This window comes from Bradyrhizobium sp. INPA03-11B (genome assembly GCF_040446015.1).
Lineage (GTDB): Bacteria > Pseudomonadota > Alphaproteobacteria > Rhizobiales > Xanthobacteraceae > Bradyrhizobium > Bradyrhizobium macuxiense_A.
This window is the reverse complement of sequence record NZ_JASGSR010000040.1, coordinates 20,352-32,306: the sequence shown is the minus strand read 5'-3', so window position 1 is coordinate 32,306 and position 11,955 is coordinate 20,352. Positions and strand designations below refer to the sequence as shown.

General features: G+C 66.0%; 11 protein-coding genes. 6 read left to right on the top strand and 5 right to left on the bottom strand.

The annotated features are described in order from the left end of the window. Positions 1-75: 75 nt before the first annotated feature. On the bottom strand, positions 76-1,314 hold the full coding sequence (locus QMZ05_RS18665) for an amidase (RefSeq protein ID WP_353702075.1): 1,239 nt from the start codon (positions 1,312-1,314) through the stop codon (positions 76-78). Between the two features lie 103 nt (positions 1,315-1,417). Here QMZ05_RS18665 and dprA point away from each other — a divergent pair, with 103 nt between their 5' ends. Continuing rightward, complete coding sequence (dprA, locus tag QMZ05_RS18660; protein ID WP_353702074.1) at positions 1,418-2,533, top strand: DNA-processing protein DprA; 1,116 nt, start codon at positions 1,418-1,420, stop codon at positions 2,531-2,533. Positions 2,534-2,701: 168 nt separating this feature from the next. Here the strand turns inward: dprA and QMZ05_RS18655 are convergent, their stop codons facing one another. Continuing rightward, on the bottom strand, positions 2,702-3,103 hold the full coding sequence (locus QMZ05_RS18655; RefSeq protein ID WP_353702073.1) for a helix-turn-helix domain-containing protein: 402 nt from the start codon (positions 3,101-3,103) through the stop codon (positions 2,702-2,704). A gap of 99 nt (positions 3,104-3,202) precedes the next feature. On the opposite strand from QMZ05_RS18655, the gene QMZ05_RS18650 reads away from it, so the two are divergent. Continuing rightward, the gene (locus tag QMZ05_RS18650; protein WP_353702072.1) at positions 3,203-3,811 is read left to right on the top strand and encodes an FMN-dependent NADH-azoreductase; all 609 of its coding nucleotides are present in this window, start codon (positions 3,203-3,205) and stop codon (positions 3,809-3,811) included. Positions 3,812-3,940: 129 nt separating this feature from the next. Here QMZ05_RS18650 and QMZ05_RS18645 read toward each other — a convergent pair whose 3' ends face one another. Together QMZ05_RS18645 and QMZ05_RS18640 are read right to left on the bottom strand one after the other, a co-directional pair. After that, positions 3,941-4,108: a hypothetical protein gene (locus tag QMZ05_RS18645; protein ID WP_353702071.1), complete on the bottom strand. Its 168-nt coding sequence runs from the start codon at positions 4,106-4,108 to the stop codon at positions 3,941-3,943. Between the two features lie 212 nt (positions 4,109-4,320). Continuing rightward, complete coding sequence (locus tag QMZ05_RS18640) at positions 4,321-5,094, bottom strand: glucose 1-dehydrogenase (protein WP_353702070.1); 774 nt, start codon at positions 5,092-5,094, stop codon at positions 4,321-4,323. 167 nt (positions 5,095-5,261) lie between these two features. Between QMZ05_RS18640 and QMZ05_RS18635 the strand changes: the two genes are divergently transcribed. Next, positions 5,262-5,741, top strand: coding sequence for a helix-turn-helix domain-containing protein (locus tag QMZ05_RS18635; RefSeq protein ID WP_353702069.1), 480 nt, complete (start codon positions 5,262-5,264; stop codon positions 5,739-5,741). A gap of 159 nt (positions 5,742-5,900) precedes the next feature. Here QMZ05_RS18635 and QMZ05_RS18630 read toward each other — a convergent pair whose 3' ends face one another. Continuing rightward, a complete protein-coding gene (locus QMZ05_RS18630; protein WP_353702068.1) occupies positions 5,901-6,140 on the bottom strand; it encodes a hypothetical protein in 240 nt (79 codons plus the stop codon). Positions 6,141-6,369: 229 nt separating this feature from the next. On the opposite strand from QMZ05_RS18630, the gene topA reads away from it, so the two are divergent. From topA to QMZ05_RS18615, 3 genes are read left to right on the top strand one after another with little or no spacing between them, the layout of a single operon-like run. Then, positions 6,370-9,129: a type I DNA topoisomerase gene (gene topA / locus QMZ05_RS18625; RefSeq protein WP_353702067.1), complete on the top strand. Its 2,760-nt coding sequence runs from the start codon at positions 6,370-6,372 to the stop codon at positions 9,127-9,129. Continuing rightward, a complete protein-coding gene (rnr, locus tag QMZ05_RS18620) occupies positions 9,130-11,502 on the top strand; it encodes a ribonuclease R (RefSeq protein WP_353702066.1) in 2,373 nt (790 codons plus the stop codon). It abuts the gene before it with no gap. After that, the gene (locus tag QMZ05_RS18615; RefSeq protein WP_353702065.1) at positions 11,493-11,930 is read left to right on the top strand and encodes a DUF983 domain-containing protein; all 438 of its coding nucleotides are present in this window, start codon (positions 11,493-11,495) and stop codon (positions 11,928-11,930) included. Before rnr ends, QMZ05_RS18615 begins: the two co-directional genes overlap by 10 nt. Positions 11,931-11,955 lie beyond the last annotated feature (25 nt).

Below are 11,955 nucleotides of genomic sequence, written 5' to 3'. Positions count from 1 at the left end.
TTCCGGGGCGATGCGCAGCATCGAACCCGGAATCTCGAGGTTCCGGGTTCGCTTCGCGCCCCGGAACGACGGTGATCATTCCCTCAGCGCATCCTCGACAAAGCTCGCCGCCGCCAGCGCCTTGGCGTCGTCGCCGAAGCCCGCGATCACGGTCACGCCGACGGGCAATCCGCCCTCGGCGGTGAGCGTCGGCACGTTGACGCAGGGCGCGCCCATCAAAGTCCAGAGCCGGTTGTAACGGGGATCGCCGGTCGACGTCAGGCCCTTGGGCGCCGCGCCCGGCGCCGACAGCGTCAGCAGCACGTCGACCTCGGTGAGAACAGTGGCGAGCGCCTGTCGCGCGCGCAGCGTGACGCCGACAGCCGCGTCGTATTCCGCCGGCGTGCCGCCCCTGCTCTCGTCGAGCCGGCCGCGCAGCAGCGGCGGCATCGCATCGTAGTTCTGCCGGTATTCCCAGGCGAGCGACTGGTGCGCCTCGAACTCCTGCACGTCAGGATGGATCCGCCACGCCTCCGCGATGACGTCAGGCACGGCAATTTCGCACACCGCCGCGCCCGCCTGCTCCGCCGCGCGCGCGGCCCTCTGCAACGCCTCCGCGCCGGATGGTTCAGGCGCGCCGGCGAAGGCCTGCGTCACCACGCCGATGCGCGGCGCCGCGAGCTGCGACGGCACCACGAGGTCAGGCCGCCTCGTCATCGCAGCCAGCCCCAGCGCGACGTCGCGCACGCCGGCGCCAAACAGCCCCACGGTATCGAGCGTCCACGAAAAACACTTCACGCCGACGGTCGGCAACAGCCGGTAGCTCGGCTTGATCGCAGCGACGCCGCAGAACGAGGCCGGCCGGATCACCGAGCCGCCGGTCTGCGTACCGAGCGCGAGCGGAATCATGCCGGCCGCGACCGCGGCGGCCGAGCCCGACGACGATCCGCCCGGCGTATGCGTGTGATTGTGCGGATTGACCGTCGCGGTCGGATCGTTGGCCGCGAACGCGGTCGTCGTGGTCTTGCCGATGATGGTCGCACCGGCCTGCTTCAGCGCCATCACGACCGGCGCATCGGCGCGCGGCTGATGGCCGCGATAGATCGCAGCCCCCATCTCGGTCGGGAAATCGGCGGTATCGATGATGTCCTTGATGCCGACTGCAATACCGCGCAATGGCCCGGCAGTTTGCGCTCGGGCGCTCTCGTCATGGCAGACAAAGGCGCCGATCGCCTTGTCCTGCGCACCGATCGCCTGCAGCGATTGATCAATGGCCGCTTCAGGCGACAGCGCGCCCTGCTCGATACGCGCTTGGAGGTCGGCAAGTGAGATCATGAACAGATTCCCTGGCATTGGCGGCTGCTTTTAGCGCGTTGCGCCGCGCTGCGCCAATGTCGCAGTTGATCACAATCTCAGGTTGGGCGAAGCTGCACCCCGCATGCATGACCGGTCCCCCAGCGCACCAAAACTCACCGACGCCGAACGGCTCAACCGCCTGCGGCTGATCCGCTCCGACAATGTCGGCCCGCGCACCTTTGCATCGCTGCTCCGCCATTTTGGCGATGCGGCGCGGGCGCTGGAGCGCCTGCCGGATCTCGCGCGCCGCGGCGGCGCATCGGGCCCCTCGCGCATCTGCAGCGAGGCTGACGCGACCGCGGAGCTCGCCGCCTGCCGAAAATTCGGCATCGACCTCGTCGCGCCGGAGGAAGCGCACTATCCGGCGCGGCTTGCCACCATCGACGACGCGCCGCCGCTGCTTGCCGTGCGCGGTGACCGCGACAGTTTGATGCGCCCGATGATCGCGATCGTCGGCTCGCGCAACGCCTCCGGCGCCGGGCTGAAATTCGCAGGCCAGCTGGCGCGCGATCTCGGCGATGCCGGCTTTGTCGTGATCTCGGGCCTTGCCCGCGGCATCGACCAGGCGGCGCATCGCGCGACGGTCGCAAGCGGCACGGTCGCCGTGCTCGCCGGCGGCCACGACAGGATCTACCCGCCGGAGCATGAGGATCTGCTGGCCGCCCTGCTTGCGCAGGGCGCTGCGATCTCGGAGATGCCGCTCGGCCACGTGCCGCGGGCGCGCGACTTCCCACGCCGTAACCGGCTGATCTCGGGCGCCTCGCTCGGCGTCGTGATCGTGGAGGCCGCGCACCGCTCGGGCTCATTGATCACGGCGCGGATGGCCGCCGAACAGGGCCGCGAGGTGTTCGCGGTGCCGGGCTCGCCGATCGATCCGCGCGCCGCCGGCGCCAACGATTTGATCAAGCAAGGCGCCACGCTGGTCACTGAAGCTGCCGACGTCATCAGCGCGGTGACGCCGATCATGGAGCGGCCGATCATGCTCGACGCGCGCGAAGACGACGAGCCGCTGGACTTTGCCACAGATGGCGGCGATCGCGCCCGCATCATCAATCTGCTCGGGCCGAGCCCGATCAGCCTCGACGATCTGATCCGGATGGCGGACGTCTCGCCCGCCGTCGTCCGCGCCGTGCTGCTGGAGCTTGAATTGGCGGGCAAGCTGGAGCGTCAGGGCGGCGGGCTGGTGTCGATGATTTAGCGCTTCCGTGCCGCTGCACACGCAAACCTTTCCCCGTCATCGTTGAGGAGCGCGTAGCGCGTCTCGAAGGATCGACGGCCGCCGGTCGGGCCGTGCATCCTTCGAGACGCGCTACGCTCGCACCTCAGGATGACGGACTGCTGTCGGTACGTGATGGCTACGGACTCATCACTCCGCATTCCGCGCATCAAAATCGTTCCGCGCGCCCTCGATCTCCGGCAGATGCGTGAACGCCCACTGGCCGAGCGCCTTCACCGGCTCTGCCAGCCCGCGGCCAAGATCGGTCAGCTCATAGTCGACCCGCGGCGGGATGGTCGGGAACACGGTGCGGGTCACCAGCCCGTCGCGCTCCAGGCCGCGCAGCGTGAGCGTCAGCATCCGCTGCGAGATGCCATTGATCATGCGCTTCAATTCGTTGAACCGCTTCGGCCCGTCGATCAGCATCATGATCACGAACACGCTCCATTTGTCGCCGACCCGCGCCAGCACGGAGGCCACCGCACGGCAATCGCTGTGGTCGGGACTGGGCCGCGGCGGCAGACCAGTTACATCAATGTTCTCGGGTCTCATCGGTGTGCTCGGGTTTCAAAAATGTGCGTTCTTGCGGAGGTTTAGGGCGGTCACTCATATAGCGCCAGTTACAAACCTATACCAAAGGTGACCCCTGCCATGAAACTTCTGCACATCGACTCTTCGGTCCTCGGCCCCCACTCCGTCAGCCGCCAGGTCTCCGCCGCCGCCGTCGAGCGGCTGCGCCAGGCCAATCCCGGCCTCGTCGTGAGCTACCGCGACCTCACGCAGACCCCGCTCGCCCACCTCTCCGGCCTGCACCTCGCGGCCAGCCAAGGCGCGGCACCGGACCCGTCGGTGCGCGACGACATCGCGACCGGCCAGGCGGTCCTGGACGAGTTCCTCGCCGCCGACATCGTCGTGATCGGCGCTCCGATGTACAATTTCACCATTCCGAGCCAGCTGAAGGCCTGGATCGATCGCGTCGTGGTCGCGGGCAAGACCTTCAAATACGGCGCCGGCGGCGTCGAGGGTCTGGCCGGTAACAAGCGCGTCATCATCGCGATCTCGCGTGGCGGCTATTACGGCGCCGACACTCCGATGGCCGCGCTCGAGCACCTCGAGACCTATCTGCGCGGCGTGTTCGGCTTCATCGGCGTCAGGAATCTCGAATTCATTCCGGCCGATGGCATTCAGATCGGCCCCGAGCATCGCGAGAAGGCGGTTGCGGGGGCGCTGCAGGCCGCCGGCAGCCTGAACGCCGCCTAGCTCCGGAGAAGCTGTCGTCACCCGCGAAAGCGGGTGACCCAGCATTCCAGAGGCGGTCGTGATTGAACCGATGGGCCGCGGCGTACTGGATACCCCGCACGCGCGGCGATGACGGATGTGGGCTGAGCCTCAGAACCAGACGCCTTGGATGCCGCAGATGACGGCGACGAGCGAAATCAACAGGCCGATGCCGGAAAACAGCGCGACCGTCACAAGCTGTGCCGAGTCTGACGAGTCTAAATTGTCGGACGCAGACGAAACCTTGATCGGGGTCGCAATACGAGCTGCTCTCGGCATGACGGCACTCCAAAATGTTTCCGTGGTGAAAAAAATCCCAGCCCTGTTCAAGAGTCCCGGGAACACGTCAAAGGTTCGAGCATGGTCCGGAAAAGTGCGAAGCGGTTTTCCGAAGAGATCATGCTTAGACAACGAGGCAATGATAGTCGCGCATGACAGCGGCCGGTGTGATCCGTTTCACACCGGCCGCTCCGTACAATTAGAAACAACTTCTATCCGCGATAGATCGGCGCGCCGGCGGGCGACGCCGTTGAGCCGCCATCGATGAACAGTTCCTGCCCCTGCACATGGGCCGCGTCGTCGGATGCGAGGAACAGCACGGTCTTCGAGATGTGATCGGGTTCGCCGATCCGCCCGAGCGGGGTGGTCATACCGATTCGCTGCTCGAAGGCTTTCTCGGCCTGGGGCGTTGCGATCGCCGCGCCCCAGATCGGCGTCCGCACGGCGCCCGGCGCCACCACGTTGACACGGATGTTGCGCGGCGACAGTTCTGACGCCATCACCCGCGCCATCGCGCGCACTCCGGCCTTGCTCGCGGCATAGGCCGAGTAGCCGGGATTGCCGAGCACCGAAATCACCGAGCCGTTGAGAATGATCGACGCGCCGTCGTTGAGATAAGGCGCGACCGCCTGCACGGTGAAGAACACGCCGGTGAGATTGGTGCGGATCACATTTTCGAATGCGGCAAGCGTGGTGCCGCCGACCGGTGTCTGGCCGGGAATGCCGGCATTGGCGAACAGCACATCATACTTTCCGAATTTCTCCGCGCCCTGCTTCACCGCGGCCTCCAGCGCCGCGATGTCGGTGGCATCGGCCACCACCGCGAGCGCGTTCGGTCCGAACTCCTTGGCGGCCGCCGCAAGCGTCTCCTTGTTGCGCCCGGTGATGACGACCTTGGCGCCTTCGGCGATGAACAGCTTTGCCGTCGCAAGCCCGATGCCGCTGTTGCCGCCGGTGATCAACGCCGTCTTGTTTGCCAGTCTCATTTGTCCGCCTCCAATATGGTTGCATTATTAAACTTCATTGCCTACCTAAGGCATCAGGTTTAATATTGCAACCACACAAGGTCGTGATGGCTCATCAAAGCGTTTTCGGGCGAAGTGGATACCGGTTCGCGTGAAGAAAACGCCTCAAAACAAATTTCTGGAGATGCGTGGTGAAGAGAACCAGCCTTGCAGGCGATAGTTGCCCGGTGGCGCGCGCGCTCGACGTGTTCGGCGACTGGTGGTCGCTCTTGATCATCCGCGACGCCAGCCTCGGCCGGCGCCGCTTCGGCGAATTCCAGGCAGGCCTCGGGCTTGCCAAGAACATCCTCGCCACGCGGCTGCGCACGCTGGTCGAGCGCGGCATTCTGAAGACGGTCCCCGCCTCCGACGGCAGCGCCTATCAGGAATATGTGCTGACGCCGAAGGGCCACGGCATCTTTCCAATCCTGGTCGCGCTGCGGCAATGGACCGAGGAATTCGACGAGCATCCGGACGAGATCGCGACCGTCATGGTCGACCGCGACAAGGGCAAGCCGGTGAAGAAGCTTGCTCTCTATTCGCAGGACGGCCGCGTGCTGGGCGCGGCGGATACGACGCTGAAGCCGCGGCCTGCGCCAAAGCGCGCGCGGCGTCTCGCGACTGCGTAGCTTGCGTGGAGCGCGGGCGCATGCGCGGGTGATGACACCGCGTGTTTGGCACCTTTAATCGAGAACCATTCACTGCTGTCGTCCTGGCGGAAAGCCAGGACGACGAACGGAGAGAGCCGCGCGCACAACGCCCGGGTCGTCATCCCGCAGCACCTCCCCTCACGACAGCTTCCTTCGGCTGCGCGCGCGCAGTTGATCGTCGGCCTCCAGGCGGGTCATCGCGAGCAGATGGTCCAGGACTTCGAATTTGTGGCGCTGGGCGAGTTTGGCGAGTTCGGACGCTGCGGCTGCGATCAGGACCAGGGCGTCGTCCGGGCCGCCCTCCCCAGTTGTCTCGTCGCTTGCCGGTCGCCGCCGGCCGGGCGGCTTGCGCTTCCGGCCGCCCCCTATGCTGCTCAAAAGGCCTAATCCAATTCCCACCCCATATATAAAGAGATACGCCCTTCCCGGCCGCAACTCTAGGACGCATTTTTCAACCTTTGAGATAGGAACTCCACAGTTTGAGCCCCACCTTCAATATCTGGCGATTTGACACCGACCGCCCCAGCACCCATGTTCGCCCCGACACGGCGGGCCGCGAGTCTAGCGGAATTCGCCTTCAACTTTTCCCGTAAGCTATTGGAATGACATGAATATCGTCATTGTGGAGTCGCCGGCCAAGGCCAAGACGATCAACAAATATCTGGGGTCCTCCTATGAGGTCCTGGCGTCGTTCGGCCATGTTCGCGACCTCCCGGCCAAGAACGGTTCCGTCGATCCGGACGCCAATTTCCAGATGATCTGGGAGGTCGATGCCAAGGCGGCGAGCCGGCTCAACGACATCGCCAAGGCGCTCAAGGGTGCCGACCGCCTGATCCTCGCAACCGACCCTGATCGTGAGGGCGAGGCGATCTCCTGGCACGTGCTGGAGGTGATGAAGGAGAAGCGCGCGCTGAAGGACCAGAAGGTCGAGCGCGTGGTGTTCAACGCCATCACCAAGCAGGCCGTCTCCGAGGCGATGAAGGCGCCGCGCCAGATCGACGGCGCGCTGGTCGACGCCTATATGGCGCGCCGCGCGCTGGACTATCTGGTCGGCTTCACCCTCTCGCCCGTGCTGTGGCGCAAGCTGCCCGGCGCCCGCTCGGCCGGCCGCGTGCAATCGGTCGCGCTGCGGCTGGTCTGCGACCGCGAGCTCGAGATCGAGAAGTTCGTGCCGCGGGAGTACTGGTCGCTGGTCGCGACGCTGCTGACACCGCGCGGCGAAGCCTTCGAGGCGCGGCTCGTCGGCGCCGACGGCAAGAAGATCGCCCGGCTCGACATCGGGTCCGGCGCGGAAGCCGAGGACTTCAAGAAGGCGATCGAGGCCGCGCTGTTCAAGGTCGCGACCGTCGAAGCCAAGCCGGCGCGGCGCAATCCGCAGGCGCCTTTCACCACCTCGACCCTGCAGCAGGAAGCGAGCCGCAAGCTGGGCTTCGCGCCGGCGCACACCATGCGCATTGCGCAGCGGCTCTATGAGGGGATCGACATCGGCGGCGAGACCACCGGCCTCATCACCTATATGCGAACCGACGGCGTGCAGATCGCGCCCGAGGCGATCACGCAGGCGCGCAAGGTGATCGGCGAGGACTATGGCAACGCCTACGTGCCGGATGCCCCGCGCCAGTACCAGGCCAAGGCCAAGAACGCGCAGGAAGCGCACGAAGCGATCCGCCCGACCGATCTGTCGCGCCGCCCGGCCGCCATTGGCCGCCGGCTCGATGCCGATCAGGCACGGCTCTATGAACTGATCTGGAAGCGCACCATTGCGAGCCAGATGGAGTCGGCCGAGCTCGAGCGCACCACGGTCGACATCGAGGCCAAGGCCGGGTCCCGCGTGCTGGAGCTGCGCGCTTCCGGCCAGGTCATCAAGTTCGACGGCTTCCTCGCGCTCTACCAGGAAAGCCGCGACGACGAGGAGGACGAGGATTCGCGCCGCCTGCCCGCGATGAGCCAGGGCGAGGCCGTGAAGCGCCAGAGCCTCGCCGTCACTCAGCATTTCACCGAACCGCCGCCGCGCTTCTCGGAAGCATCATTGGTCAAGCGGATGGAAGAGCTCGGCATCGGCCGTCCCTCGACCTACGCCTCGATCCTGCAGGTGCTGAAGGACCGCGGCTACGTCAAGCTCGAGAAGAAGCGGCTGCACGGCGAGGACAAGGGCCGCGTCGTGGTCGCGTTCCTGGAGAACTTCTTCTCACGCTATGTCGAGTACGACTTCACCGCCGATCTCGAGGAGCAGCTCGATCGCATCTCCAACAACGAGATCGCCTGGCAGCAGGTGCTGCAGGATTTCTGGCGCGGCTTCATCGGTGCGGTCAACGACATCAAGGACCTCCGCGTCGCCGAGGTGCTCGATGCGCTCGACGAGATGCTCGGCCCGCACATCTATCCGCCGCGCGCGGATGGCGGCGACGTCAGGCAATGCCCGACCTGCGGCACCGGCCGGCTCAACCTCAAGGCCGGCAAGTTCGGCGCCTTCGTCGGCTGCTCGAACTATCCGGAATGCCGCTACACCCGTCCGCTCGCGGCCGACAGCGCCGAGAGCGCCGACCGCGTGCTCGGCACCGATCCCGACACCGGGTTCGACGTCACGGTGAAGGCCGGCCGCTTCGGCCCCTACATCCAGCTCGGCGAGCAGAAGGATTACGCCGAAGGCGAGAAGCCGAAGCGCGCGGGGATTCCGAAGGGCACCTCACCTGCCGATGTCGATCTCGAACTGGCGCTGAAGCTGTTGTCGCTGCCGCGCGAGATCGGCAAGCATCCGGAAACCGGGCAGCCGATCACCGCCGGCCTCGGCCGGTTCGGGCCGTTCGTCAAGCACGAGAAGACCTATGCCAGCCTCGAGGCCGGCGATGAGGTGTTCGACATCGGCTTGAACCGCGCCGTGACGCTGATCGCGGAGAAGATCGCCAAGGGGCCGAGCGGTCGCCGCTTCGGCGCCGATCCCGGCAAGCCGCTCGGCGATCACCCGACGCTCGGCGCGGTCGCGCTGAAGAACGGCCGCTACGGCGCCTATGTCGCGGCCGGCGGTGTCAACGCGACGATCCCGAGCGACCGCACGCCCGACGAGGTCACCCTCGCGGAAGCGATCGCGCTGATCGACGAACGCGCGGCCAAGGGCGGCGGCAAGAAGGTCAAGAAGGCGGCAAAGCCTGCCAAGGCCAAATCCGAAAAGAAGGCTGACGCAGCCGACGGCGACGCCGAGGCCAAGCCCGCCAAGAAGGCTGCGAAGAAGGCCGCCGCGAAGCCGAAATCAGATGCGACCAGCAAGGCGCGCGCGCCGGTCGCTTCGGGCGCCAAGACATCGCCTGCAAAGTCATCGACGTCAGCGAAAGCGCCCGCGAAGAAGAGCGCCGGCAAGGCACGAGGATAAGTGAAACGAAAACCCGACCATGGCTTTCCGGGCCGGGACGCCATCGTCGCCTTCATCCGCGCCAATCCAGGCAAGGTCGGCACCCGCGAGATCGCGCGCGAGTTCGGCCTGAAGAACGCCGACCGCATCGAGCTGAAGCGGATCCTCGGCGAGCTCGCCGACGACGGCACGGTCGCCAAGCGCGGCCGCAAGATCCACGAGCCGGCGGCGCTGCCGCCAACCGTGCTCGCCGACATCACCGGCCGCGACAGCGACGGCGAGTTGATCGCGATGCCCGCCGAGTGGGATAGCGAAGAGAACGGCACCGCTCCGAAAATCCGCATCGAGACGCCGCGGCGGCCGAAACCCGGCACCACCGCCGGCGTCGGCGATCGCGCGCTGCTGCGGGTCGAGGTGACCGACGAGCAAGACGGCACGCCCTATCGCGGCCGTGTCATCAAGGTGATCGATCACGGGCGCACGCGCATCCTCGGCATCTTCCGCCGCAACCCGGATGGCGGCGGGCGGCTGATCCCGGTCGACAAGAAGCAGGCCGGCCGCGAGCTCAACATCGCCAAGCCGGATACCGGCGGCGCCGAGGACGGCGACCTCATCAGCGTCGACCTGATCCGCACCCGCGGCTACGGGCTTGCCTCCGCCCGCGTCAAAGAGCGGCTCGGCTCGATCGCCAGTGAAAAGGCGATCAGCCTGATCGCGATCAACACCCACGACATCCCGCAGGTGTTTTCGTCTTCTGCGCTTCGCGAGGCCGAAGAGGCAAAACCCGCAACGTTGCAGGGCCGCGAAGACTGGCGCGACGTGCCGCTCGTCACCATCGATCCGCCAGATGCGAAGGACCACGACGACGCCGTGCATGCGGAGGTCGACACCGATCCCAATAACAAGGGCGGCTTCATCGTCCATGTCGCGATCGCGGACGTCGCCTACTATGTGCGGCCCGGCTCGGCGCTCGACCGCGACGCACTCCAGCGTGGCAACTCGGTGTATTTCCCCGACCGCGTGGTGCCGATGCTGCCCGAGCGCATCTCCAACAATCTCTGCTCGCTGGTGCCGGGCGAGCCGCGCGGCGCGCTCGCGGTGCGGATGGTGATCGGCGCCGACGGCCGCAAGCGCTCGCACACGTTCCATCGCGTGCTGATGCGCTCCGCCGCGAAACTCGCCTACGCGCAGGCGCAGGCCGCGATCGACGGCAGGCCGGATGACACGACGGGCCCCATCCTCGATCCGATCCTGAAGCCGTTGTGGTCGGCCTATGAGTTGGTCAGGCTCGCGCGCAACGAGCGCGACCCGCTCGATCTCGATCTGCCCGAGCGCAAGATCCTGCTGAAACCCGACGGCACCGTCGATCGGGTGATCGTGCCGCAGCGGCTCGACGCACACCGGCTGATCGAGGAATTCATGATCCTCGCCAATGTCGCCGCGGCCGAGATGCTGGAGAAGAAGGCGCTGCCGCTGATCTATCGCGTGCATGACGAGCCGAGCCAGGAGAAGGTGCAGAACCTCCAGGAATTCCTGAAGACGCTGGACCTGCCCTTCACCAAGCAGGGCGCGCTGCGTCCCGCGCAATTCAATCGCGTGCTGGCGCAAGTTGCGGGTGAGGATTACGAGCCGCTGGTCAACGAGGTGGTGCTGCGTTCGCAGGCGCAGGCCGAATACTCCGCCGAGAACTACGGCCATTTCGGCTTGAACCTGCGCCGCTACGCGCACTTCACTTCGCCGATCCGCCGCTACGCCGATCTGATCGTGCATCGCGCGCTGATCCGCGCGCTCGGCCTTGGCGAAGGCGCTCTACCGACCGACGAGAGCGTGGAGACACTGGCCGAGATCGCCGCGCAGATCTCCGTCACCGAGCGCCGAGCGATGAAGGCGGAGCGCGAGACCACCGACCGGCTGATCGCGCATTTCCTTGCCGACAAGGTCGGCGCTTCGTTCCAGGGCCGCATCTCCGGCGTGACGCGCGCCGGCCTGTTCGTGAAGCTCGACGACACCGGCGCCGATGGCCTGATCCCGATCCGCACCATCGGCAGCGAGTATTTCAACTACGATGAGACGCGCCATGCGCTGATCGGCACGCGCAGCGGCGCCATGTATCGGCTCGGCGATGTCGTCGACGTGCGGCTGGTCGAGGCAGCACCAGTGGCCGGCGCACTGCGCTTTGAGCTATTATCCGACGGCCAGGCAATTCCGCGTGACAGAAAACGTGACGGCAAGAGAACCGAGCGCCGCGCCGCGGGATTTGGCAAGGGACACAGCAAGGGTCCGAAAGGATCGGCCAAGAAGGCGCACAAGGAGCGGAAATCGCGCAACAAGAAGGACCGCAAGACTGCGAAGCAGAAGTCCGGCAAATCGAAGCGAGGCAAGTCATGGACGTGACACCGCCGACGGTGGTCTGGACCCGCGATGCGGCCGAATCCGAGAAGCGCGACGTGTGGAGCGCAATGAAGCGCGGGTTCCGCAGCCGTTGTCCACGCTGCGGAAAAGGCAGCCTGTTCCGCAAGTTTCTGAAATGCGATGGCCATTGCCCGGTCTGCGATCTCGATTTCTCACCGCATCGCGCCGACGATCTCCCCGCCTATCTCGTCATCGTCATTGTCGGCCATATCGTGGTACCGACCGCGCTGTGGATCGAGACCAACTATTCGCCGCCGGTGTGGCTGCAACTTGCGATCTATCTGCCGCTCACGCTGTTCGCATCGCTGGCATTGTTGCAGCCGGTGAAGGGAGCCGTGATCGGCTTGCAATGGGCCCTGCGCATGCATGGCTTTGACGAGAATCCCCCTAGCGACATCCCGCCGGTCTAGCTAAACCGGACGATAAGAAGAAATG